Raw genomic sequence first — 23,541 nt, 5'->3', positions numbered from 1 at the left:
TTATTTCAAAAAACATACAATTGAAACATAATTGAAATATTTATGTTTAATTTAGGAAAGTAGGTTAACAAATGGGATCGAGTGAACATATCTACCGAGAACTGATGGAAATCGAAGAGGAATACCGTCGTTTGCAACGACGCGCTGAATATTTAATCGCAGAATTAAGCCGGGGAACAAGCGATTCAGCAAAAGAAATCGCGGTGACACAAGAACGTCCCCTTAAACAACGCCGAGTGAATCAACGTTACCCGCTGGAAGTGTATGTCCACCAAATCAGTGACTTGATGCGTGAGCGCGAGTCGATGTCGGCACGCGATATCCAAATGGAACTCGAACTCCGGTACCGTCACCAAATCAGCAACATCTATCAATTGATGGCCAAAGTGGAACAAGCGAATCCTGCGATTAAAAAAGTCGGACGCGGTATCTATACATATGATCCATCTGCAGAAGTCCCGATCTTCATGTGAGCCGCTCGTCGGCTCTTTTTTTTTATGATATAATTCGCGCAGGAGCGTGATGTTATTATGTTATGGACGGCGTCCATTGTCTGTTTTATCGCGGCCTTACTGATCACACCCGTTGTAAAACGCTTTGCGATTGCAGTCGGTGCCGTTGACAGTCCGGACGCGCGAAAGGTACACGTACGAATTATGCCGCGGTTAGGCGGACTTGCGATTTACATCGCATTCATGATCGGTTACTTTATTTTGCAACCTTCCAGTCCCTATGCGACACATATCCTGGTCGGAGGCTTTGTCGTGATTTTGACGGGAGCACTCGATGACCGTTTTCAATTAAATGCCCGGCTTAAATTAATGGGGCAGATCGTCGCGGCCGTGGTCGTCTTAAACGGCGGTATCCGGATTGAGTTCATCAATCTGCCGTTCGATCAACAATTATTTCTCGGCTGGTGGAGTGTCCCGCTGACGTTTCTATGGGTTATCGGTATCACGAATGCCGTCAACCTGATTGACGGGCTGGATGGCCTGGCGGCAGGGGTGTCGAGTATCGTTTTGCTGACGCTGATCAGTCTCGCCGTCATTCAGGGCAATGTCTACGTGACGATTGTCGCGATTCTCTTATTAATGAGTACATTTGGTTTTCTGTTCCACAACTTTTATCCGGCAAAGATTTTCATGGGGGACACCGGGGCGTTATTCCTCGGATATATGTTAGGTGTCTTGTCATTGCTCGGTTTCAAGAACGTCACCTTGTTTTCGCTCGCGGTTCCGGTCATCCTGCTCGGTATCCCGATTTCCGATACCTTGTTTGCGATCGTTCGACGGGTGTTACAGGGAAAACCACCGTTTGCGCCGGATAAAGCCCATCTTCATCACCGGTTACTCGACCTTGGGTTTACGATGCGGCAGGCGGTACTCGTCATTTACGGACTATGTGCCGTTTTCGGGATGACAGCGATCCTCTTTTCACAAACGACTTCGCTTGGAGCACTGGTATCCTTGCTGATGTTATTGCTGGTACTCGATATTTTAGTCGAATCGCTGGGCTTACTGGGTGAGCGTTATCGACCGTTACTGGATTTGCTGGAACGCATGACATCAAAATGACCAATCAGCCGCTCAAATCCGTTTGAGCGGCTGATTTGGCGATGGGAGAGTCGAGATGAATCCGATTGAACGAGCAGACCGAATTGTCTATCTGGATGTTTTGCGGGGATTTGCTTTATGCGGAATCCTCTTTGTCAATATGCCGAGTTTCCTTGGGGAACGTTTCACGAATGAGATGGGAACTGCCGATCAGGTGTTGCGCCTGCTTTTTGACCTGTTCATCCAAACGAAATTTTACACGTTGTTCAGTGTTTTATTTGGAGCCGGCTTTATCTTATTCATCAATCGCTTGCGGGTGAAGAAAAAATCACTGTGGATTTTCGTCCGCCGCTTGCTGGCTTTATTTCTATTCGGTCTTATCCATCTGTTGTTCTGGAGAGGGGATATTCTGCAGACGTATGCCCTTTGCGGCTTGATGTTGCTTGCCTTCGTCCACACACGATCATCAACGAAACTATGGATTGGTCTTGCCTTACAGCTGTATGTCTTCTTTCGTTATCTCTCGATTTATCAATATGCCCAGTCTGTCGGGGACCGGTCGATTCCGAACCCGGATATGGCCCTGCAATCCATCGTGGCGGCACGTGACATTATGGAATTCGTCACCTATCATGCGACCGTTCAATTACCGCACGGTTTAAACAATTCACTGGCGATTTGGCCGGAAATTCTTTCCCTGTTTTTAATCGGGGCTTACTTCATGGAACGGTTCACGGCCCGACCGCCGGCGACCCGAACAATCGGTCTCGTGTTCGGCGTCAGTCTGTTGCTGTCGTTACCGTTACTCTATCCGATCGTTCAGATTCATCAGGGGCGCATCCCGGATGGACTGGCCAACTACTTTTTTGTCTGGCTGTCGGGGCGCACACTCGCTGTCGCCTATGCAGCGGGGATTGCTTTACTCGTCCGGTCAGGACGTCCGTTAATGGGATTTCAAGTGTTGGGACGGATGGCCTTGACGAATTACCTCACGCAGACGTTTGTCTTTACACTGGTGCTGTTCGTAACCGGGCGATACGGGACGATTCCGCTCTGGCAGGGAATGTTACTGGTTATCGTCGTACTAGTCATGCAAATCCTGTTCTCGAGCTGGTACCTGAAACGGTATCGTCAAGGTCCTGTGGAGACTTTTTGGAGAACTGTCACATATGGCGGGGAAAAATCACGAAACGTCTGAATAGTCACAGAAAATTTACAAATTTTTCGTATAATTCAGCGTGGAGGTGGTTATATGAACAGATGGATCGAAATTTTTATCGTGTCCTTGAAGCTTGGATTAACATCATTTGGCGGACCGGTTGCCCATTTAGGCTACTTTTACGAGGAATACGTCAAGCGAAGGAAATGGGTGGATGAGAAAGCCTATGCCGATCTCGTCGCCCTTTGCCAATTCTTGCCAGGACCGGCTTCGAGTCAGGTCGGGATGGGAATTGGTCTTGTCCGGGGTGGAGTCGTCGGGGCGATCGTCTCATTCATCGGCTTTACGTTACCATCAAGTATTCTGTTAATCATTTTTGCGTTGCTCGCAACCGAATTTGATTTAACGGAAGCCGGTTTCATCCATGGTCTGAAACTGGTTGCGGTCGCCATCGTTGCGGATGCGGTTCTCGGTATGGGAACAAAACTTGCAGTTGGTCCGAAACGGTTATTTTTAATGTTGCTGGCGTTGGCCGGTGTCTTGGTGCTTGCCCATCCATTGGCACAAGTCGGTGTCTTGCTTGTTGCGGCACTGATTGGTCTATTTTGGTTTGAAGATGAACCTGCGGGTGGTGGGAAACTAGATATTCGTGTGCCACGTGTTCTCAGCATCGGTGCGTTGATTTTGTTCGTCGTCCTGCTCGTCGTGACACCTTTCCTAGCTGCTAACGCGACAGGAAATCTTCAACTGACGAGTATCATGTACATTGCAGGTGCACTCGTGTTTGGTGGTGGACATGTCGTCCTGCCATTCTTACAGCAGTCGCTTGTGCCGGACTTTTTGACGGGTGATAGTTTTCTTGCCGGGTATGCGGCAGCGCAAGCCGTCCCAGGACCGCTCTTTACCTTCGCGACGTACCTCGGGACGGTCGTGAACGGACTGATGGGCGGAATCCTTGCGACTCTCGCCATCTTCCTGCCTGGCTTTTTACTTGTCCTCGGTGTCCTGCCGTTTTGGGACCGGGTCCGTGGCAACAAACAGGTCGGCCGGATGTTGATTGGTGTCAATGCGGCGGTCGTCGGAATTCTGCTTGCTGCGTTATATGATCCGATCTTCACGTCGAGCGTCAAAACAGGAGTCGATTTTTTCGTTGCATTCGGTTTGTTTTGTCTGCTCCGATTTTATAAACAATCACCGCTCCGGATTGTTATTTTGGGTGCATTGATTGGATCCGTCATGGGCTGGTTCTGATTTTGAACAAGACAAAGGGTGGCAGAATTGTTCTGCCACCCTTTTCTTTGTAGAGACTGACGTTTAAGTTAACCTCTCTCTATAACCAATCACGTATCGGAAACGTCATCGCATTCAAGTGTCACGAGTACGATTGAATCTTGTTTGACTTGACGGATGGATTGAAATCCGAATTTTTGATACAACGCAATCGCCGGCTCATTTAAGGCAGCTGTAGAGACGAAGCGGAGCGGTTGTTTTTCGCAGGCATACCGGAGCAGTTGCGTGGCGATACCTTGACGAAAATAATCCGGGGAAACGAGCAACCGGGTGATGGTCTCACCTTCGACTGTTACCGCTCCGACGAGTCGCCCGTCAAGACGCATGATATAACCGATCGGGTGCTCCTCGTGCAACGCGGCTTCTGTCTGAAGAAGCGGTGGAAAGAGAGCGGCACCGATCAATTCTGCCTCGACCCGGTAAGCCTGTTGTTGAAGCCGGTAAAGTTCGGGATAATCAGTTGATTCCAGTCGTTGAATCATCGGTAACCTCCGGTGTTGAAGTCGATTCATCCGCTGTATCAGGCAAGTTCAACTGTTCCTTTAACATCGTTTTCGCATCGGCGAGAGAACCTGGGTCGAGCTTATAATAGTAGGCACCGTTGATCTTGGTATCCGTCCCTTTTAAATCAATCCGGTTGACGGTATTCAAGGATTTGACGAACGGCTGTAATTGGAACGCTTCCGTCAGGGACATGTTTGTCGTGAAATTATCCCCGGTCGCATCCATCAACTTGTTCAGCTTTGTGATGGATCCAAAGGATGTCGATTGATCGATGATCGCTTGGACAACCTGTTGTTGGCGTTTCGTCCGTCCGATATCTCCTTCTGGATCTTCGTAACGCATCCGGGCATAGGCAAGAGCTTCCTCACCGTTTAAGCGTTGAAGACCGGGCTCGAGTTTGACGCCGCCCTTTTTGTCGGAAGAGTTTAACGTATCGATTGGTAATTTGACATCGACTTCAATGCCGCCGACAGCATCGACAATCGCAACGACACCATTGAAATTGATTGAACCGTAATAATCAATCGGGATATCGAGCAACTTTTCGACGGTCTCAATCGTTGAATCAATGCCGCCGAACGCATAGGAATGATTGATTTTATCTTCGTACCCGACAGACGGGATCATGACGAGGGAATCACGAGGAATACTCAGCAAACTGACTTGTTTATCCGTTTTGTTGAACGTTGCGACAATCATCGTATCGGCACGTGAGGACGTATCACCCGGACGTTCATCCGTTCCGACGAGCAGGACGGAAAAATGATCTTTCGTTAAGTCGACGGCAGCTGCCCGCTTATCTGATTTATCTCCACGTGACAGTTCGACTTCTGATTGTTTGGCGGTTTGGAACGTTTTATTAGCGACATAGGCAAATGCAGCACCTCCAGCGATAAATACGACTAGAAAAACGGTGACGAACACTTTAAACCACGACCGCTTTGGTTTTGGTTTGGTAGAACGGGATCGTTTGGAATCATCCACGATTCATTACTCCTTACTTTACTGAATTATTAGAAAACTTTTAAATTCTTTACAACCAGTATAGCAGGTCAAGGTTGAATGTCACGTTCGACATAGCGCGAATGCGTTTTCTCGAGCAGGGCTTGCCCGTTCGTCAAATTCGTCATCCACTCAAGGAAGGCGGGGACGGCTGTTTCCTCGACCCAGACATCGATTTTGACATGATCAAGATAATGAATCTGATCAATGATGTGTTCGGTTGCCCGTAATTCATTTTCCAGCTTTCCGAGCCAGGTGTAGTCGACCGTGATTTCCACTAAATCGTGGGCAATCCGTTCAACGATACCGACAGCGTTCAAGCCTTCCGAGACACTCGAGCCGTAAGCCCGGATCAATCCGCCGCCGCCGAGCTTGATGCCGCCGAAGTATCGGGTCACGACGACGACCGTATTGCGGAGATTCCGTTTTTTTAAGACTTCCAGCATCGGGACGCCTGCCGTTCCACTCGGTTCGCCGTCATCGTTGGCTTTTTGAATCTCATTGCGTTCGCCGATGATGTAGGCGGAGCAATTATGATTGGCATCCGAATGTTTTTTTTTGAGGTCCGCAATGAAGCGCTGAGCCTCTTCTTCCGAGGTGGTACGCGCCAAATATGTAATAAATCGTGACTTTTGGATAATGATTTCATGGAAACCGTTTTCTTTTACTGTATAATAATTAAATAATGTCATAATCAAAAATGTCCTCCTCGTTAACTAGTTCTTTCTAGCATAACGACGATTTGAGAGAGAGACAACCGTGGGGACTGGCAAGGAACGGAGGGAGTAGTATGACGAATGAGATGGGGGAGCGACTGTCCTTGAATGATATCGTACAGAACATCATTGGTGTCGTAGAAGAAAGCCGGGAAGAAATCGTCCGGATTACCGAAAGTTCACGTGAGCAGTATGCTGAAATTCAGCAGGAGCTACGGGAGTTGAAGACACGTGTTCACGACTACATTAAAGAAGCTGAACGGCTGGAACGACACATTAAGGATTCGAAAGCGCGACTCGTCATCGTGAGCAAAAACTTCGACAACTACTCGGAACAAGATATTCGTTCTGCTTATGAGACGGCGAACTCGCTTCAGCTCGAGTCATTCATCAATCAACGCGATGAGATGAACTGCCGCAAACGGCGGGACGAGCTCGAACGACGTTTGATTCAACTGGACGAAACGATAGAACGTGCCGACATGCTGATCAGCCGTGTTTCGGTCGTGTTGAATTTCCTGACGGACGACATGCAGGTCATGAACGAAAAGTACGAAAAAGCGATGCAAAAACAAGAGATGGGTTTAAAAGTATTCCAGTCGGCAGAGAATGAGCGCCGCCGCCTGTCGCGGGATATGCATGACGGTCCTGCGCAGACGCTTGCCCACGTGTTGATCCGGGCTGATTTGATTGAAAAGATTCACCAGCATAATGGCGCGGAAGCGGCCTTTGAAGAAATACATCGTCTGCGGAAATTGATTCGTGATGGATTAGCTGACATTCGACGTATCATCTATGATTTACGGCCGATGACGCTGGATGATCTCGGATTCGTCCCGACACTTGAACGCTATTTACGACATATGCAGGAAATTTCCAACATCCCGATTCACTTTAATTATCTCGGAGGCGGCGAACGGATTGAGTCCACATATGAAGTCGCCGTCTTCCGAATTGTGCAGGAAGCGGTCCAAAATGCAGTTAAGCATTCCAAAGCAGGGGACATTCGTATTATCATAGAACAGTATCAACATTCCGTTCGAATTCATGTTAAAGATAACGGGATCGGATTTGATTTTGATTCCATCGTCGAATCGTGTGATGAGTCATTCGGACTGATCGGGATGCGGGAACGGATTGAATTGATAGACGGGGAATTTGAGATTGAGACGCAGCCAGGTAAAGGGACAGTCATCAAGGTAAGGATTCCAGTTGAGGAATCCGGAGTGAGAGGAGAAACACTGTGAATAACGAGCAAGTAAAAGTAGTCATCATCGACGATCATCAGTTATTCCGGGAAGGCGTCAAACGGATTCTTGATTTCGAAGAAGAGTTCGTCGTCGTCGCGGAGGGCGAGAGTGGAGCAGACGTGATTCCACTCGTTGAAGCACATCAGCCGGATATCGTCTTAATGGATATAAATATGCCGAAAGTCAACGGGGTCGAAGCAACGAAACGTTTGATAGAAGTCCATCCGGAAGTCCGGGTCATCATCCTGTCAATCCATGACGATGAAACGTATGTCATGCATGCGCTTGGAGCAGGGGCGGTCGGTTATCTCTTAAAAGAGATGGCTACGGATGAACTGGTCAATGCGATCCGGTCTGTGTACCGGGAAGGCGGATATGTCCACCCGAAAGTCACACCGAACCTGTTACAGGAATACCGTCGTCTGATGAAGATGAAGCAGACGATGTCTTCACAACCGATTGAAAAACGTGTCGCCGAAGCACCGTTACATGTGTTGACACGCCGGGAATGTGAAGTCCTGCAGCTGCTCGCGGACGGTTTCTCGAACCGGGCGATCAGCGATACGTTGTTCATCAGTGAGAAAACCGTTAAAAACCACGTATCCTCTATTTTACGTAAGATGAATGTACCCGATCGGACCGGTGCTGTCGTCGAAGCGATTCGCCGCGGCTGGGTCGTCGTCGTTTAAGGTCAGGACGGAAGCCGATTCGGCTCCGTCTTTCTTTTTTTTAGACTTCAACCTGTGATATGATAAAAACCGATTGTGACCTGTCAGAATACCTTATGTCACGACGGAACTCTTAAAAGCGAGGAAATTCACGAATGAGCCAGATTGTGATTTTAACGGATAGTACTGCCTATCTGCCAACTACCTATTGTGAAGAAAACAATGTCCATGTTGCACCGCTCAGTGTCATCTTTGACGGAGATGCGTATCGTGAAGGACTCGATATTTCCGTACCTGATTTTTATCAACGGATTCAGACGGGAAGTTTACCGACGACCTCACAGCCGAACATCGGTGATCTTGTTGATTCGTTTGAACAACTTCCGCAAGGGACGGATATCATCGGTATCACGTTATCAAGCGGAATCAGTGGGACGTACCAGGCCTTACATACGATTAACATGATGGTCGAACACGTTCAGGTCCATCCGATTGATTCGCGGATTTCCTGTATGCCGCAAGCCTTTTTAGTCAAAGAAGCCGTTCGGATGCGTGATGCCGGTGCGACGGCGCTTGACATCGTCGCCCGTCTTGAAGCATTAAAAGAAGTCATCCGTGCCTATTTCGTGGTCGATGACTTGGAACACCTCCAACGCGGCGGACGTCTCAGCATGACACAAGCTGTCGTCGGTTCTTTCCTTAAAATCAAACCGGTGCTTCATTTCGTTGACGGGAAAATCGTGCCGTTCGAAAAAATCCGGACGTTCAAACGGGCCGTCAAACGGATTGAGGAAATGATGGATGAGACGATTCAAGGAACCGGTGCCGGTCATGTCATCGGTGTCATCCATGCGGAAGACTCTTCAAAAGCGGAAGCGGAAATTGCCGTCCTGCAAGAACGGTTCCCGGACGCCCGGATTGAGATGAGTGTGTTTGGTCCTGTCATCGGGACCCACTTAGGACCCGGTGCGATCGGCATCACCTGGTATCAAGAAGCGTAACCCTGTATTATCCATAGGACATACAATGAACAACGGCGTATCTGCGAAAGCAGGTACGCTTTTTTCGTCCCGTTATGCTAAATGGATGCTTCCAGGCGGCGGCAGGAAGTCCGTTCGACTTGCCGAAAAGGAGAGTCAGTCAACGAAAGGAAATGACTTATGGATTTACGTGGACGATTGATTCCCGACTACCGGCTCGACATGTCGGTCGATGCTCCTCTTGAATACCGGCCGGCTGTCACGTGGCGTTGCGAGCGGTGCGGAAAATTACCGACCCGCGGACCGTGTACGTGCGGGAAACGCTGTTATTACTGCCGCCATTGTTTGATTTTCGGCAAACTGCGGACGTGTGACCGCCTTGTCACGGATCCGCGCCCGCTTGACCCCGTCCGTCCCGACTATCATACGGAACTGAATTTGACGAGTGATCAGCAACGGATTGCCGATGCGATTATCCGGACGATTGATCAACAAGAGAAGCTGCTTATCCATGCCGTCTGCGGCGCCGGAAAAACGCCGATGTTGTTTCCGGGCATCGAACGGGCACTTTGTACGAATCGCCGTGTCCTGATTACGACGCCGCGCGCGGACGTCGTCCGGGAATTGACAGGGCATCTGAGACGGGCGTTTCAACAGGCAACCATCGTTTCGTTGTTTGGAGGGTCCGCTGACCGGTTGGGACTCGGCGACATCACAATCAGTACGACCCATCAATTGATTCATTACCGCGCGTGTTTTGACGTCGTCTTCATTGATGAGGTCGATGCCTTTCCGTACCGGACCGATCGGACGTTACACCGCTATGTCCGTCAGGCGACGGCTCCCGGTTCTTCTTTGATTTTACTCAGTGCGACACCTTCGTTGCGCGATCAACGCCTGCCAACGGTTCGTTTGATGCGCCGCTATCATGGTTTTCCGTTGCCGATTCCCCGCCTGCAGATTCCCTATACGAAACAGGATATCGTAGACTGGCTTCGGACGCATGCGACTAAACCACGTCTGTTGTTCGTGCCGCAAGTCGCGGCGCTTGAGACATGGCAGACCTTTTTGCATCAGCAGGGGATCGAGTGCGAAACCGTCCATGCTGCCGATCCGGAGCGGGTCACAAAGGTCGCCCGTTTCCGTCAGACGACCGGTATTTTGTTGACAACGACGATCCTCGAACGGGGCGTGACGTTAGTCGACGTTCAAGTGGCAGTTCTCGATGCCGATCAATCTTTCAGCAGTGCGGCCTTGATTCAAATCAGCGGACGGGTCGGACGAAATGCTGATTTTCCGGAAGGGGACGTCGTATTGTTTGCGAATGACCGGTCCGATGCGATGTACCAAGCGATTCATCACATTAAACGAGCGAACCGGGAGGGATTTCGATGAACTGTTACCTGTGCAGGCAGGACTTTTTACCCGGCTGGACGTTATCAAATGTCTGGACTAGTCAAACCCTGTGTCCGACCTGTAAAATAGAATTTGTAAAAAGAGGGGAATGCGGAGGGTGTGAGGATTGCGGAAAACCGGGACTGCCGCTCTGTTCGGATTGTCAGAACTGGCGCAACCAGGGACGACGATTGGTCACGCACCCGCTATTTCTTTATCAGACACAAGCAAAGGCGTTCATGAAACGGTATAAGTTTCTCGGGGACACGGCTTTGCTCGACGTGTTTAAAACAGAGCTCAAAAAGGTAAAAGTCAAACAGGATTGGATTGTCCCGATTCCGCTCAGTCCGGAACGTTTGCGCGAACGCCGATTCAATCAGGCGGAACTGATCGCCCGGATGATGCGGGGACGGGTCCGGCTTGTGCTCGAACGGGCGGATGGAGCCGCATTCAGCCATCAGACGAGGCACGAACGACTGGAACGGGACAATCCGTATCACGTCATTCAGCCGGTGACCGGAAAAACGATTTTGCTGGTCGATGATGTCTATACGACCGGAATCACCTTGCACCAAGCGGCTTCGCGGCTTTATGGAGCCGGCGCCAAAGAAATTTCTGCGGTAACTTTATTTCGAAGTGTTTAAAAAATCTTCATTTCTGCCGATACTCAATATGAGGTGAAGGAAATGGATGTATTAAACTGCAAAACTTGTGGGAAGTTATTTGTTCGTCAATCTTCTGATCTGTGTGTCGATTGTATCAGAAAAGATCATACTGATTTTGAGAAGGTGCGTGAGTTCCTGCGAGAACGGCGAAAAGTCCGAACCTCACCTAAGGATGTTGAGATGGTTATCGGAGTAAAGAGAGAAACGGTCTTCCGTTACATCAAAGAAGGGCGATTGTTGATCTCTGAGATTTCTCAGATGGACATCATGTGTGAGAGTTGCGGGAAGCCCTCCCGTGATGGCACGATTTGTGCCGGATGTCGTGAAAAACTGCGACGTGACCTCGCCCAAGCGATGCTAGATTCTTCTACCCCTTCGAAACCGCGAACGTATCGAACTTGAATTAAGAATCTTGTAGTCTAGAAAGCAGGTGTTCACATGCGAATTGATTCTACGAAATGGGTTAACATGCCTAAAACGTACGAAAGAAATCAAAAAGTAGAAGGAACAGAACCAACACGCACGAATCGGCCGGATGAAGTGACGATTTCAAGCGAAGCGCGTCTGCGTTTCAATGAAACGACGCCTTCACGGACCGAAAAAATCGAATCCCTTCGACAAGCCATTCAGGATGGAACCTACAAACCGGATGCGAAGAAAATCGCGGAACGTTTCTTGAACTTGTAAGAAGACTAACTTAGACAATAGAGGCGACTCGGGGCACGGATGCGCGGGTCGCTTTTTATATGAACGAACATAGACGGAAGAGGAGGACATGACGGATGGAACTCATCGATCAGCTGACGGCGGAACATGCCGCACTACTTGAATTGGCAAAAGAAAAAAAGCAGGTCTTGATTCAAAATGATATGCAACGTCTTTCGCAACTCGTCAAGGAAGAGCCGATTCATTTAAAACGAATCGAACAGTTGGAACAACAACGCCTGACGCAGATGGGCACGATGACGATGACGGAGTGGCTTCAAGCCCACCCGGAGGATGTCAATTCCATGCGTCGGTTACTTCAAACGATTGGTCAGTTAAAAGTACTCAACGAATTAAATGCTGATTTACTGACCCAATCGTTACACTACTTAAACTGGCATCTGGAATTGTTGATACCAGAAGCAGATGATTTTACATATGGTCAGTCCGCGCTTGATCGCGCACATTTCAATCGAAATGCTTAAGGAGGCAAATACATGGGATCAACATTCATGGGGCTTGAAACCGGTCGTCGTGCACTGACGACGAATCAGTGGGCGCTCCAGTCGACCGGAAACAATATCGCCAATGCAGGAACGGCCGGCTTTTCGCGGCAACGTCTTGTCATGGCGACGACGGAACAACTGTCGATGGCAATCGGTACGGGTAAAATGGGACAAATCGGTACGGGTGTAAAAGGTGAACTCCTCGAACGTGTCCGCGATGTCATGCTCGATAAACAATATCGAGACGAGGCAACGAAGACATCTTACTATGGTACAAAAGAAGCAGCATTCGGTCGTATGGAAGATGTCATCAATGAACCGTCGGATACCGGCTTGTCCAAAGCATTTGACGGGTTTTGGGAATCCCTTCAGACCTTATCAACGAATCCCCAGGATTCAGGTGCCCGGAGTGTCGTCCGTCAAAAAGCGGAGACATTGACACAAACGTTTAATTACATGGCGAAGGCACTTAATCAAGTACAAGGTGACCTGAAAAGTGAAATTGAGGTCTCGACTAAAAAAGTAAATGATCTGTTCAAAAAGATTCATAATATCAATGCTGAAATTCATACAGTCGAACCGCTTGGTGTGTTACCAAATGCACTTTATGATGAACGAGACCGTTATTTCGATGAACTCGCAGAGTACGTCGATTTTGAAAAAGTATCAGTCGACGGTGATGCGATTCAGCAAGGAACACTTGGGAATACGGTTAAAACGGCAGAAGGCCGGATTGATGTTCGAATCAAATTACCGAATGGTGACAAGTTGCTTGCAGTGGATTCAGATTTACCAAAAGCAGGAACGTTGACCTTTACAACAGATGACAATGGTCTCTATACAGGATTCAAAACAGATTCACAAACGATCTCATTTGACGCAGCCGGCGGTTTTTCATCAGGTCGATTAATTGGTCTGATTGAGATGTACGGACACGTTGAGGATGGTCAAGCAACGGGTGAGTATGTCAATATGCAGGGACACCTGGATGAGATGGCAGCAACGTTTGCGACAGCATTCAACGAAGCGCATGCGACGAATGTAAAAAAAGACAAAACAGCGGGTACAAGTGAATTTTTTGTTTCTTCCAACGGAGGAGTAATCACAGCGAAGTCGATCACGCTTGGAGCAGACATTAAAAAGAGCCTGGATAACATTGCTACCTCGACAGACGGAAACATCGGTGATAGTGCCGGTGCCTTGAAACTGGCCAACATGAAGACGGCAAGCATTCGTTTTGAACGATCCGATACGACGACGACAATCGGTTCGTTTTACCAAAATGTCATTGGAGACATGGCAGTCGCAACGGATCAGGTCGCTCGGCTCGGTCAGAGTTCTGCCGTTTTGATGGAAAGTGCGGAACAGCGCCGTATGTCGGTTTCGGCTGTTTCAATCGATGAAGAGATGACGATGATGATTCAGTACCAACATGCATACAACGCGGCAGCGCGTAATATTACTACGGTTGATGAGATGCTTGATAAAATCATCAATGGTATGGGAATCGTAGGACGGTGATGACTAAATGCGCGTAACACAAACGATGCTGACGAAAACAAATATCGGACATCTCTCTGCCAGTTATCAAAAACTGAGTGCGATGCAGGAACAATTGATCAGTGGAAAAAAGATTCAGCGACCATCTGAAGATCCGGTCGTCGCAATGCAAGGAATTCGTTACCGGACAGAAGTGCGTGAAGTCGAACAGTTCAAAAAAAATGTCAATGAAGCGACAGGTTGGATGGACTTGACGGACTCGGCACTCAACGAAGTGACATCCGCCATGAGTCGGGTCCGCGAATTGACGACACAAGCTGCGACGGATACGTATGATGCTACGCAACGGAAAGCAATTCAGAGCGAAGTGGGTCAGTTGATTGAACATATCGGGACACTGGCGAACACGAAATATAATGAAAAAGCCATTTTTAATGGAACAAAGACGGATCAACCCTTCATTTCGATGGAAGGTCTGAAAGAATATTTAACGACACCAGGTAAGGCGGTTAATACCGTGTTTACAGACGGTGATCCAACTCTAAAAGAAGAAGAAGTCATCCGTTATGAAATCTCTTCCGGAATTGAAGTACAAGTCAACGTTTCACCGACAAATGTATTTAGTCCGGAGACGTTCACGACGCTCAAAAAATTATACGATGCTCTTGGTGGGGTTTCAGACGCAGGTGCCGTCGATAGTTCAAATAATGGAGCCGAATTATCAGGGATGTTAAAAGATCTTGATAGTATGCTCAATCAGACGGTCGAAACGCGTGCTGACCTTGGGGCGCGGGTCAACCGACTTGAACTGAACGCATCTCGTCTGGAAGATCAAGAAATTATCGCAAAATCGGTCATGTCGGATAACGAAGACATCGAAGCCGAAAAAGTCATCATGGAACTGAAGTCGTATGAAACGTTACATCGTGCGGCACTCAGCGCGGGGGCGCGGATCATTCAGCCAACCTTGCTTGATTTCTTACGTTAAGAAGGAGATGACGGACGGTGAATCTGCCACATCTTGAGATGCGTCAAACGTCAGCGAAGATTGGAATCAATACCACCCGTGCGACACTTGAGCAACATCAGGCGCCGGCGACATTATCGATTGAACAACCAAAAGGGAATCTGTCGATCGAAACCGTCGCAGCACGACTCGAAATTGATTCGACCCAAGCGATGATTGAAACGGGACGACTTCCGGCTTTTGAGTCAGTCCAGCGTTATGCAGAATATGGTCGTCAGATGGGGCAACAGGCAGTTGGCCGGGCAGCGTCTGAAGGCGATCAATTGATGCGAATCGAGCAAGGGGGAAATGCGGTATCCCGCGTCGCAAAATCGCGGGACACACCGCCTGCTGAAGTGACGACACTCGGCTTTTCGCCACGCAGTCTCGAACGCGTCAAAATCAATTATACACCGGCGGAAGTGCAACTCAATTACACGGCAGAACGACCGCGAATCGAGGTTCAGATCAATCGACCGGAGTTGAATGTGACGGAAGGTACGGTCGAAATTTATCTGCGGGAACAAAATCAACTGGATATGTGGCCGGTCGGCGGCATGTTCGATGGGGAAGGATAATCATATGCAAATCATTACTGATTTTTTTGGTCCGGTTCAAGTGGACGAAAGTGAAATCATTACTTTCGCTTCGGAAGTACCGGGTTTTCCGGAAGCACGACGCTTTATCCTCTTACCGTTCGGCGAAGGGATTCCTTTTTGGTCATTCCAATCGATTGACCAGCCGGAGTGTGCGTTTGTCGTGACGAATCCATTTTGGATTGATCCGGATTACGTGTTTGAATTACCGGAATCGGCGAAGGAGCAACTTGGGATTCAGGAAACGGCACAAGTCGCCGTCTATACGACGGTCACGTTACGTGAACCGTTCCAGGAATCGACGACGAACTTACGGGCACCATTCGTCATGGAGACGAAACGTCGTCAAGCGAAACAAATCATTCTCGATGAAACGTACGCGAATCGTCGGATGATCGGCAGTTTGACCGAAGTAGGTGGCCGCTGATGCTCGTCTTAAAACGAAAAACGGGAGAAGCGATTCAAATCGGGGATGATATTGAGTTGACGATTCTCGCGATCGAAGGGGATCAAGTCAAACTCGGTATCAATGCGCCCCGGCAAATCGATATCCACCGCAAAGAAATCTATCTGGCGATTCAGGATGAAAATGCGGAAGCTTCGCAAAGTACCGGTCTGATGAGCCAATTATTAAAACAACGAACAGATACATGACCAGGACGGGACGGACTTCAATGTCGGTCCTGTTTTTTCGTTCAACAAAAAAATGCTCAATTCTTTTGAATCGTGTATAGTAATGTAGAGAAAAGAAACCTTTTTGACTAAAGAGGGAGTGTAATGGATGAATGAGACGAAGCAGCTGAAGAAAGATGCGAATCGTGTATTAAAAGCGACGAGCCGGACCTTTTATATACCGATCAGCCGTCTGTCACAGGAACTACAGGAAGCCGTCGGAGCGGCTTACTTATGTATGCGGGCCATCGATGAAATCGAAGACCACGAAGAATTGCCGACCGGGGTCAAGACGACATTATTGCGCGAAACGGCGTTAATGATGCGGGGAACATTCGACGAGCAGACATACCGGACGATGATTGCCCCTTACGCGAATCAATTGCCGGAAGTGACACTGCGCCTGTCAGAGTGGATTGCGTATTGTCCGGCGGGTATTCGAACGAAAGTCCTGGAATCGACAGCCGAGATGGCAGAAGGCATGGCCACTTGGGCAGAACGGGACTGGACGGTCAAAACGGCAGCAGATCTTGACGAGTACACGTATTACGTTGCGGGACTGGTCGGTGTCATGTTATCCGACATCTGGTACTGGAAAGCCGGTATCGTGACGGACAAGCAGCAGGCGATCGGATTCGGACGGGGACTGCAGGCCGTCAACATCCTGCGCAATCAACAGGAGGACGCCGAACGCGGTGTCGGCTATTTCCCACCGGGTTGGACGACGGAGACGATGTTCGAGTATGCCCGGGAGAATCTGGCGGAAGCCGATGCATATCTCGCCTCGATTCCAAGAGAGACGACGATCTATGAGTTCTGCAAGATTCCGCTTGCACTCGCCCACGGAACACTGGATGCGCTCGCGCGGGGAAAAGAAAAACTCAGCCGGCCGGAAGTCCTGAAGATTGTCGGGAGTGCCGTTCTAAAACGATAATGGATAGACGAAAGGAGACATTGTTCCTCGGAACAATGTCTCCATTTTTTAGCGGATATCTTCGAGATACGATAAAATTTTTTCTTCATAGGCTTGCCGGTCATGTTTGTACGACTGGACGTGCCCGCCGTTTTCCGTCACATACAATTCAGACCGTGGAGCCGCTTTTTGCAGCCGCATACTTTCCGTGACCGGAATCGCATCATCGTCCTTCCCGTGAATCATCAAAATCGGATAATCAATCCGGCGGATGGCTTCGAGCGGTTGGACGCGTTCCGGGTTCAGTCCCGTTAAAGGCGGTGTCACCTGGAGGATGACCGGCGTGAACGGGAAGTTCGGCAGACCGCTCCAGACCGGCAGATTCGTAGCAAGATAGTTCTTGAGATCACTGAACGGACTGTCCGCGATGACACCCGCGACTTCGGCTTTCGGTGCCGTGACGAGAGACGTTGCGGCGCCCATCGAGATTCCGTAGAGGACGACGGGTTCTGATGCCCGGGACTTCGCATAGCGGACGGCGGTCAATAAATCATCCTGTTCCTTCGCTCCGACCGTGACGCGTTTGCCTTCCGATTGACCGGAGCCGCGGAAATCAAACGTCAGGACGTTATAACCGGCTTGATGGAACTTTTTGAACAGCGGCAACACTGGGACATCGTTTTGTTCCCGGTTTTTTCCGTACCCGTGGGCAAAGACGATCGTCAACTTGGCGTCTTCACTCGGAATCCACCAGCCGGACAGACGGGTCCGGTCTTTGTAAGAGCGGAACGAGATATTTTCGTACGCCAGATCCTCCGCCTTTTTCGGATTAGTCGTCAACGGTTCCCGGGGCGGCTCCGTTAAGGAAGAACCGACATAAGCAGAAATGCCGACGATGGCAATCAACACTAAGACGATGAGGACAATCAGTCCGGCAATCAATTTCTTGCGATGTTTTTTCAAAAACGACACGGCGATTCTTCCTCTCTGCAGTAGGATACGTTAATGAATATCTTTTTTCTTGAAACGACCGCCATGGACATCATGGATGTTGCCGATCGCGATAAAGGCTTCTTCGTCAAAATCGCGGACGATTTCCTTCAGCTTTGTTTCCTCCAACCGACTGATGACACAAAAAATGATTTTTTTGTCGTCGCCGGAAAAAGCACCTTCCCCGTTCAGGTACGTCATCGTCCGACCAAGCCGGTCCATGATGGCAAGACCGATTTCTTCATGGTTTTCAGAAATAATCCAGACACTCTTCGACTGATCGAGCCCGTCGATGACGACATCAATCGTCTTGAAGGCGATGAAGTAAGTAATCAAGGAATACATGGCCCGGTCCCAACCGAAGACGAAACCGGCAGCGCCTAAAATAAAGACGTTGAAGAACATGACGATTTCACCGACGGAAAATGGTGTCGAGCGACTGAACGAGACCGCTAAAATTTCGGTCCCGTCGAGTGAACCACTCGCCCGGATGACAATCCCGACACCGATTCCGAGAATCAACCCACCGAAGACGGTTGCGAGGAGATCGACCCGTGTCATCGGACCGATGTCTTCCAGTAACTTTGTCGCAATCGCCATGACGGAAATGGCGTAGAGCGTCGATAAGGCAAACGTCTTCCCGATTTGTTTATAACCGAAGAAGATGAACGGGATGTTGAGAAAGAATAACCACAACGCGAGTGTCGAATCGGTCAACTTCGATCCGATGATGGAAATGCCGACAATCCCACCATCGATGATACTGTTTGGGACAAGGAATCCTTTGAGTCCGATGGCGAAAATCACGGCACCGATCGTGAGCAACAACAAACGACGGACCAGTTGCCATTTCGTTGAACGGCGGTGTCGTTTGGCCTGTTCAGCAGCGGGCATCGAACCCCTCCTTTTGCATACACTTTTCATTACTATAACAAAAAAGCACTAAGGCACGCGAGAACGACCTTAGTGCTTATTTCACTCGTTGTAGCGTAATGTCTGGAAAAACCGTAAGACCAGTTCCGCTTCTTGCGTCGTCGTATAGCGTCCGACATATTGTCCGTCCTCAAAAGCAGTGACAGTCAGGGTGCAGGAGACCAGCTGAAGACCTTCCGACAACCGGACTTCAAACGTCGCGGTTTGCAGAGGTAAGGGAGTATCGGTCGTAAAGTAGAGATGACGTGTACTCGTCCGGTGGGCTTGAATCTCGGAAAAACTAAAGTCGAATGTCTGATTTTGATGTTGCAGCATCTTGATTTTGCCTTGGACCGTAAAGCTCGGTACGTTATCCGAGGCAAGCGAACAGGCTTCGATCGGATACAAGACTTCCCGGATCAGAAAACTTTCCATGACGGCCGCGGACACCGGTCGGCTGAATAAATACCCTTGGATGTTCGGACATTCAAGAGCCCGGAACATCTCCAACTGTTGAATCGTTTCAATGCCTTCCGCGATGACGGCAAGATTAAACTCCTTCGCCATGTAGAGAATACTTTTAACGATAGCTTGTGCTTTCTTATCCTCGGCGATATGTACCGCAAACTGGCGATCGATCTTGACGACATCAATCGGATAACGTTGCAGGTAGACCATTGATGAATATCCTTTTCCGAAATCATCGAGCGCAATCCGGACACCGAGCCGGCTGACATGTTCCAGCGTCCGGCTGATATTCGGATCATCCATGATCAATGCCGCTTCGGTGATTTCCAGTTCCAACAGCTCGGCCGGCAATTGATACGTAGCCAGTATCTGTTCAATCTGGTGTTCGAACCCGGGAATCAAAAACCGTTTCGGCGAGACGTTGACGGATACCGGGACAAGATCGGCACCGGCACTGGACCAGTCAAGCATCGCCTGGCACGCTGTCTCGACGACCCAGTCGCCGATTGCGATATGCAGGGCACTTTCCTCGGCGAGCGGGATGAAATCATTGGGCGGAATCCGTCCCCATTCCGGGTGTTGCCAGCGGATTAACGCTTCGAGACCGATGATTTTCCCCGTCCAGCTGTCGACTTTCGGTTGGTACTCAAGAAACAGTTGCTTCCGTTCAATCGCATAGTGTAAATCCTGTTCGAGCCGGTAACGGCGGTAATAATCGATATCGAGATTGGACGCATAATGATGGACGGTACTCTGATTTTCACGTCGTGACCGCCGGAGCGCCGTATACGAATGTTTCATCAATTCGACCGGATCGTTGCTGTCGTCCGGAAAACGGCTGATGCCGATCGAGACACGGGTGAACAAGGCATAAGGATCAATCAAAATCGGTTCGACGGATAAAGATAACAACGTTTCCGCATAGGACGTGATATCGTCCTTGAGGCTCGACGGAACGAGTATCGCATATTCATCGCCTCCGAGGTGCCCGAAAAAGACGCCCTCCGGTTTTGAGGTGTTGAGGAGTGCACTTGTCGCCTGAATCCACTGGTCACCGGAAGCATGACCAAACGCATTGTTGATATCCGAAATCCGGTTAAACGAAATCGACAGAATCGAAAATGCCGTGTTCGCCTGCATCCAGTCACGGATCGTCTCCGTCAACGACAGGCGGTTCGGCAGACCGGTGACCGAGTCATACATCGCCAGCTGTTGCAAGCGTTCCTCGTACTCTTTTTGGAGTGTAATGTCGTGCATGATGCTGTTCGTATAGGCAATCGAACCGTCCAGCTGGAAGATCGGGATTTGTTGGTCTTCAATCCATTTCATACGCCCATCCGGGAACGACAGACGGTACTGGATCGAACTTGCTTTACCAGACTGCAACTGTAAGATGAAGCGTTTCATTGCCGGTACGTCACGCGGGTCAAGTCGCTCGAACAGCCAGTCCTGACTGAGGATCAAATCGTGCGGCAACTCTTCGAAAATCTGGAAAAACCCTTTGGAATGAAACAACAGGCGTCCGGTTGATAAATCGATTTGCGAGATGGCGGCTTCGAGTGCTTCATAGATTTCACGCGTCTGTTCCCGTTCGAGTGCCAGTTCACGGCGCGCTTCACTGACTTCTGACAAATCATAGAGAATCAGAGAAATCAATCCGGTCGGACCGTCGCGTCGTAATGCCTTCAGACGTAACAGTTGGTATTCGTAGTCAGCATTCAGGACGGACACTTCCTGTTCGAACGTATCGATTTCTCCATCAAGCAGGCGAATCATCTGAAAACGGAGCGGATCAAAATCACGCGGATGGATCCGTTGATGTAACTGTTCATTCGAAAAGGGATTCACCGGACTGGACTCGATTCCCAAATATTTGATCAAAGAGGGTGAATACTCAATCGTCCGGTTCACTGGATCGTAATGAAAGACGACCAGTTCCGGAATCTGTTCCGTCAGTTCCAGTTGCGACCGGATGTGGACGACATCATCCTCCAACTGTTTTTCGCGTGTGATGTCACGTGCGATCCCGTACACCCCGACGACATGCCCATCCTGTTCAATCGGCATATTCGTGATTTTGAGCGTCAGCCGGTGTTGATCGGCATGCAGACCTTGTGCCGTATAGTGGACCGTCTCACCGGCCAGGGCCCGCTCGAAAAATGCCGTGACGGACGGATGCTGTTCCGGTGGATTGAAGACGGCGAAATGATTATATAAAGTTTCCTTCGAATAACCGAGCATCCGTGGAAGTTGTTCGTTGAAATAGATGATTTCACCAAGATGATTAAAGAAAAAGACAGCATCTGTACTTTGCTGGAAAAAAGGTTCCACACGTTCTGGTCGTGACAGTTCTAACCCGCCAATCAGCAGAGGGGATGTAGATGAACGACTCAGCCGTTGCATCGCGTCGAAAAAAGTCATAGACAAATCTCCTCACTCGAATTTTTTCTCTCACTCTTAGTATCGGAGTAAACGAAGATCAATTGCAATTAAAGTTCGAAGAATAGACTTTTTTTTCAAAAAAAGCGAATCATTTTTTGGAGAATGGGAGGAAGTGGAATGAAAAAGAAGAGGGTGGGACGGGAAATCTGCTTTCTTTTGCTCGCTTTTCTCGGGCGGAACGGAAGCAAAGCTTCCTTTTCCCGTAGAAGTCGAGCTTCGAAAGTAGACGTACCCGAATCATTCGATCGGGTAAAAAATATAAAAAATCATCAACGAAGGAAACGTAGAAAAAGACAAAAAGACAAAAAGACAAAAAGACAAAAAGACAAAAAGACAAAAAGACAAAAAGACAAAAAGACAAAAAGACAAAAAGACAAAAAGACAAAAAGACAAAAAGACAAACCCCGCCGATGCCTGTTGAATGGCATATGCTGGAGTTTGTCCGTGCTTTACATATTAGATGGCAAGATCAACAGAAGTCTCGCTGGCATTGGGATCAGCCTGATCCGGTCGGTCGGCATCGTTCATGCCATGATGGCGTCCCGGTCCATGTCCGCGCGGTCCTTGCTGTAAGTCGTCATAGCTTGAGACTTCATCGGCCCGTTCCTGCATCCGTTCCTTGATCGCCGTCGCTTGTTTTTTCGTGATGGCACCGCTTTTGACTTTCGCATCGATTGCTTTCGTTTGTTCGGCAAGGACAGCCTTCTCAAAAGCAGTGAAGGAGATGTTGTTCGCTTCCGCAAATTCCGGTAACGGTTGGTTCGCTACCTTGAACTTCGTCGCATCGAGATTCAGCCGTTTCAAGATAGCGGACGTTGTATCACCGAAGACGTCATGACCGGGTCCACCGTGTTCGCCTGGTCCATGTTGACCGCGGTCCGGTAAGTCATCGTAACTGTTGGCATCCGAGAACTCTTCTGTCAGGCGGGCTTTGATCTCGGTTGCCTGTTTTTTCGTCATCTTCCCGTCTTTGACGAATTGATCGAGCTGTGTCGTCTGCGCTGCAAGCAATGCTTTTTTGTAATCCGCGAACTTGATTGACTGGGCTTTCGCATAAGCAGCGAGCGATTGGTTGGCTGCATCGAATTTATCTTGGCTCAGACCGAGTGCCTTCAAGACGTCGGCAATCAACGATTCGTTGAAGAAGCCGCCTTTGTCACCGCGATGTCCTTTTGGCATCTGTTCTTTTAAATCGGCATAACTCGAAACCCCGCTAAAGCGTTCCGTATGATGTTTTAACATATCCGCTGCCTGCGACTTCGTTAAGTCACCTGATTTGACGAGTGAAGCGAGCTGTTCTCTTGCGGCGGCGAGTTCCGCCTTTTTATAGTCACTGAACGAAATTCCTTTTTGTTTCGCAAGATCTGCGATTGATAAGCCTTTTTCTCGGGCGGCATCGACTTGTTTTTGGGTCAGATTGAGTTTTTTGAGCAGTAACGTAAAGTCGAGTCGTTTCATCCCTTCGAAATGCGGACGTTCTGATTTCGTTTCTGTCGAGCTGTCATTGGTTGCAGCATAAGCAGAAGCCCCTCCTACTGTTAAGGCGCTGATTGTCAGTGCGGTGATCCATTGTTTTTTGAAATGCATGGGTGATCACTCCTTTCACCTTTTATGTTAGCGGGATACGTCTGCGAAGTTGTGAGGAAGTT

The 23,541-nt window shown here is 49.1% G+C and carries 25 protein-coding genes; 18 read left to right on the top strand and 7 right to left on the bottom strand.

Features of this window, described 5'->3' with window-relative positions:
• Positions 1-71 precede the first annotated feature (71 nt).
• From HNY42_RS14145 to chrA, 4 genes are read left to right on the top strand one after another with little or no spacing between them, the layout of a single operon-like run.
• Complete coding sequence (locus tag HNY42_RS14145; protein WP_131502245.1) at positions 72-473, top strand: Rok-like winged helix domain-containing protein; 402 nt, start codon at positions 72-74, stop codon at positions 471-473.
• Between the two features lie 57 nt (positions 474-530).
• Positions 531-1,574 carry a glycosyltransferase family 4 protein gene (locus HNY42_RS14140; protein ID WP_131502244.1) on the top strand — a complete coding sequence of 348 codons (1,044 nt, stop codon included), beginning with the start codon at positions 531-533 and terminating at the stop codon, positions 1,572-1,574.
• Between the two features lie 55 nt (positions 1,575-1,629).
• Positions 1,630-2,751 carry a DUF418 domain-containing protein gene (locus HNY42_RS14135; protein ID WP_131502243.1) on the top strand — a complete coding sequence of 374 codons (1,122 nt, stop codon included), beginning with the start codon at positions 1,630-1,632 and terminating at the stop codon, positions 2,749-2,751.
• 54 nt (positions 2,752-2,805) lie between these two features.
• Positions 2,806-3,963 carry a chromate efflux transporter gene (gene chrA, locus HNY42_RS14130; protein ID WP_188004697.1) on the top strand — a complete coding sequence of 386 codons (1,158 nt, stop codon included), beginning with the start codon at positions 2,806-2,808 and terminating at the stop codon, positions 3,961-3,963.
• Between the two features lie 89 nt (positions 3,964-4,052).
• Here chrA and HNY42_RS14125 read toward each other — a convergent pair whose 3' ends face one another.
• From HNY42_RS14125 to HNY42_RS14115, 3 genes are all read right to left on the bottom strand, one after another.
• Positions 4,053-4,484, bottom strand: a complete 432-nt coding sequence (locus tag HNY42_RS14125) for a GNAT family N-acetyltransferase (RefSeq protein WP_131502241.1) — start codon at positions 4,482-4,484, stop codon at positions 4,053-4,055.
• Complete coding sequence (locus HNY42_RS14120) at positions 4,459-5,490, bottom strand: LCP family protein (RefSeq protein WP_131502240.1); 1,032 nt, start codon at positions 5,488-5,490, stop codon at positions 4,459-4,461. Before HNY42_RS14120 ends, HNY42_RS14125 begins: the two co-directional genes overlap by 26 nt.
• Before the next feature lie 68 nt (positions 5,491-5,558).
• Positions 5,559-6,200 carry a YigZ family protein gene (locus tag HNY42_RS14115; protein WP_188005462.1) on the bottom strand — a complete coding sequence of 214 codons (642 nt, stop codon included), beginning with the start codon at positions 6,198-6,200 and terminating at the stop codon, positions 5,559-5,561.
• 98 nt (positions 6,201-6,298) lie between these two features.
• Here HNY42_RS14115 and HNY42_RS14110 point away from each other — a divergent pair, with 98 nt between their 5' ends.
• The 14 genes from HNY42_RS14110 to HNY42_RS14050 all read left to right on the top strand — a co-directional run bounded on the left by HNY42_RS14110 (position 6,299) and on the right by HNY42_RS14050 (position 17,101).
• Positions 6,299-7,471: a sensor histidine kinase gene (locus HNY42_RS14110; RefSeq protein ID WP_131502238.1), complete on the top strand. Its 1,173-nt coding sequence runs from the start codon at positions 6,299-6,301 to the stop codon at positions 7,469-7,471.
• Entirely contained in the window at positions 7,468-8,163 is a 696-nt protein-coding gene (locus HNY42_RS14105) for a response regulator (protein ID WP_188004696.1), read from the top strand. Before HNY42_RS14110 ends, HNY42_RS14105 begins: the two co-directional genes overlap by 4 nt.
• 134 nt (positions 8,164-8,297) lie before the next feature.
• The gene (locus HNY42_RS14100; RefSeq protein WP_114595065.1) at positions 8,298-9,143 is read left to right on the top strand and encodes a DegV family protein; all 846 of its coding nucleotides are present in this window, start codon (positions 8,298-8,300) and stop codon (positions 9,141-9,143) included.
• Between the two features lie 159 nt (positions 9,144-9,302).
• Complete coding sequence (locus HNY42_RS14095; protein ID WP_188004695.1) at positions 9,303-10,517, top strand: helicase-related protein; 1,215 nt, start codon at positions 9,303-9,305, stop codon at positions 10,515-10,517.
• Positions 10,518-10,644: 127 nt separating this feature from the next.
• A complete protein-coding gene (locus tag HNY42_RS16325) occupies positions 10,645-10,770 on the top strand; it encodes a hypothetical protein (protein WP_255508362.1) in 126 nt (41 codons plus the stop codon).
• Positions 10,757-11,161 (top strand): ComF family protein, encoded by a 405-nt coding sequence (locus tag HNY42_RS16320; protein ID WP_251138602.1) that lies wholly within the window; start codon positions 10,757-10,759, stop codon positions 11,159-11,161. Before HNY42_RS16325 ends, HNY42_RS16320 begins: the two co-directional genes overlap by 14 nt.
• 459 nt (positions 11,162-11,620) lie before the next feature.
• Complete coding sequence (gene flgM, locus HNY42_RS14085) at positions 11,621-11,869, top strand: flagellar biosynthesis anti-sigma factor FlgM (RefSeq protein ID WP_012371329.1); 249 nt, start codon at positions 11,621-11,623, stop codon at positions 11,867-11,869.
• 95 nt (positions 11,870-11,964) lie between these two features.
• Positions 11,965-12,372, top strand: coding sequence for a flagellar protein FlgN (locus HNY42_RS14080; protein WP_131502235.1), 408 nt, complete (start codon positions 11,965-11,967; stop codon positions 12,370-12,372).
• 12 nt (positions 12,373-12,384) lie between these two features.
• Positions 12,385-13,914: a flagellar hook-associated protein FlgK gene (flgK, locus tag HNY42_RS14075; RefSeq protein WP_131972290.1), complete on the top strand. Its 1,530-nt coding sequence runs from the start codon at positions 12,385-12,387 to the stop codon at positions 13,912-13,914.
• A 7-nt stretch (positions 13,915-13,921) separates the two neighbouring features.
• Complete coding sequence (gene flgL, locus HNY42_RS14070) at positions 13,922-14,881, top strand: flagellar hook-associated protein FlgL (RefSeq protein WP_131502233.1); 960 nt, start codon at positions 13,922-13,924, stop codon at positions 14,879-14,881.
• Between the two features lie 17 nt (positions 14,882-14,898).
• Positions 14,899-15,477, top strand: a complete 579-nt coding sequence (locus HNY42_RS14065) for a DUF6470 family protein (protein ID WP_131502232.1) — start codon at positions 14,899-14,901, stop codon at positions 15,475-15,477.
• Positions 15,478-15,481: 4 nt separating this feature from the next.
• Positions 15,482-15,922, top strand: coding sequence for a flagellar assembly protein FliW (gene fliW, locus HNY42_RS14060; protein ID WP_251138601.1), 441 nt, complete (start codon positions 15,482-15,484; stop codon positions 15,920-15,922).
• Positions 15,922-16,149, top strand: a complete 228-nt coding sequence (gene csrA / locus HNY42_RS14055) for a carbon storage regulator CsrA (protein ID WP_026827533.1) — start codon at positions 15,922-15,924, stop codon at positions 16,147-16,149. The genes fliW and csrA overlap by 1 nt, the downstream gene beginning before the upstream one ends.
• Positions 16,150-16,276: 127 nt before the next feature.
• Entirely contained in the window at positions 16,277-17,101 is an 825-nt protein-coding gene (locus HNY42_RS14050) for a squalene/phytoene synthase family protein (RefSeq protein WP_131502230.1), read from the top strand.
• 48 nt (positions 17,102-17,149) lie between these two features.
• Here the strand turns inward: HNY42_RS14050 and HNY42_RS14045 are convergent, their stop codons facing one another.
• The 4 genes from HNY42_RS14045 to HNY42_RS14030 all read right to left on the bottom strand — a co-directional run bounded on the left by HNY42_RS14045 (position 17,150) and on the right by HNY42_RS14030 (position 23,479).
• Entirely contained in the window at positions 17,150-18,052 is a 903-nt protein-coding gene (locus tag HNY42_RS14045) for an alpha/beta hydrolase (RefSeq protein WP_131502229.1), read from the bottom strand.
• 30 nt (positions 18,053-18,082) lie between these two features.
• Positions 18,083-18,964: a YitT family protein gene (locus HNY42_RS14040; protein WP_114595077.1), complete on the bottom strand. Its 882-nt coding sequence runs from the start codon at positions 18,962-18,964 to the stop codon at positions 18,083-18,085.
• Positions 18,965-19,045: 81 nt separating this feature from the next.
• Positions 19,046-21,871 carry a sensor domain-containing protein gene (locus tag HNY42_RS14035; protein WP_188004694.1) on the bottom strand — a complete coding sequence of 942 codons (2,826 nt, stop codon included), beginning with the start codon at positions 21,869-21,871 and terminating at the stop codon, positions 19,046-19,048.
• 477 nt (positions 21,872-22,348) lie between these two features.
• Positions 22,349-23,479, bottom strand: coding sequence for a hypothetical protein (locus tag HNY42_RS14030; RefSeq protein WP_188004693.1), 1,131 nt, complete (start codon positions 23,477-23,479; stop codon positions 22,349-22,351).
• Between the last annotated feature and the right edge of the window lie 62 nt (positions 23,480-23,541).

Origin of the sequence: Exiguobacterium sp. Helios (assembly GCF_014524545.1) — a bacterium.
Taxonomy (GTDB): Bacteria; Bacillota; Bacilli; order Exiguobacteriales; family Exiguobacteriaceae; genus Exiguobacterium_A.
Note: the sequence above shows the minus strand (reverse complement) of the source record. Positions and strands in the feature narration are given on the sequence as shown.

What these genes read in the sequence shown, in the direction of transcription:
- HNY42_RS14145 (WP_131502245.1), top strand. Translation starts at nt 72, where the DNA reads ATGGGATCGAGTGAACATATCTACCGAGAACTGATGGAAATCGAAGAG.
- HNY42_RS14095 (WP_188004695.1), top strand. Translation starts at nt 9,303, where the DNA reads ATGGATTTACGTGGACGATTGATTCCCGACTACCGGCTCGACATGTCG.
- HNY42_RS14035 (WP_188004694.1), bottom strand. Translation starts at nt 21,871, where the DNA reads ATGACTTTTTTCGACGCGATGCAACGGCTGAGTCGTTCATCTACATCC.
- csrA (WP_026827533.1), top strand. Translation starts at nt 15,922, where the DNA reads ATGCTCGTCTTAAAACGAAAAACGGGAGAAGCGATTCAAATCGGGGAT.
- HNY42_RS14080 (WP_131502235.1), top strand. Translation starts at nt 11,965, where the DNA reads ATGGAACTCATCGATCAGCTGACGGCGGAACATGCCGCACTACTTGAA.
- flgL (WP_131502233.1), top strand. Translation starts at nt 13,922, where the DNA reads ATGCGCGTAACACAAACGATGCTGACGAAAACAAATATCGGACATCTC.
- HNY42_RS14125 (WP_131502241.1), bottom strand. Translation starts at nt 4,484, where the DNA reads ATGATTCAACGACTGGAATCAACTGATTATCCCGAACTTTACCGGCTT.
- HNY42_RS14140 (WP_131502244.1), top strand. Translation starts at nt 531, where the DNA reads ATGTTATGGACGGCGTCCATTGTCTGTTTTATCGCGGCCTTACTGATC.
- HNY42_RS14135 (WP_131502243.1), top strand. Translation starts at nt 1,630, where the DNA reads ATGAATCCGATTGAACGAGCAGACCGAATTGTCTATCTGGATGTTTTG.
- HNY42_RS16320 (WP_251138602.1), top strand. Translation starts at nt 10,757, where the DNA reads ATGAAACGGTATAAGTTTCTCGGGGACACGGCTTTGCTCGACGTGTTT.
- HNY42_RS14115 (WP_188005462.1), bottom strand. Translation starts at nt 6,200, where the DNA reads ATGACATTATTTAATTATTATACAGTAAAAGAAAACGGTTTCCATGAA.
- chrA (WP_188004697.1), top strand. Translation starts at nt 2,806, where the DNA reads ATGAACAGATGGATCGAAATTTTTATCGTGTCCTTGAAGCTTGGATTA.
- HNY42_RS14110 (WP_131502238.1), top strand. Translation starts at nt 6,299, where the DNA reads ATGACGAATGAGATGGGGGAGCGACTGTCCTTGAATGATATCGTACAG.
- HNY42_RS14030 (WP_188004693.1), bottom strand. Translation starts at nt 23,479, where the DNA reads ATGCATTTCAAAAAACAATGGATCACCGCACTGACAATCAGCGCCTTA.
- HNY42_RS14050 (WP_131502230.1), top strand. Translation starts at nt 16,277, where the DNA reads ATGAATGAGACGAAGCAGCTGAAGAAAGATGCGAATCGTGTATTAAAA.
- flgM (WP_012371329.1), top strand. Translation starts at nt 11,621, where the DNA reads ATGCGAATTGATTCTACGAAATGGGTTAACATGCCTAAAACGTACGAA.
- fliW (WP_251138601.1), top strand. Translation starts at nt 15,482, where the DNA reads ATGCAAATCATTACTGATTTTTTTGGTCCGGTTCAAGTGGACGAAAGT.
- HNY42_RS14100 (WP_114595065.1), top strand. Translation starts at nt 8,298, where the DNA reads ATGAGCCAGATTGTGATTTTAACGGATAGTACTGCCTATCTGCCAACT.
- flgK (WP_131972290.1), top strand. Translation starts at nt 12,385, where the DNA reads ATGGGATCAACATTCATGGGGCTTGAAACCGGTCGTCGTGCACTGACG.
- HNY42_RS14040 (WP_114595077.1), bottom strand. Translation starts at nt 18,964, where the DNA reads ATGCCCGCTGCTGAACAGGCCAAACGACACCGCCGTTCAACGAAATGG.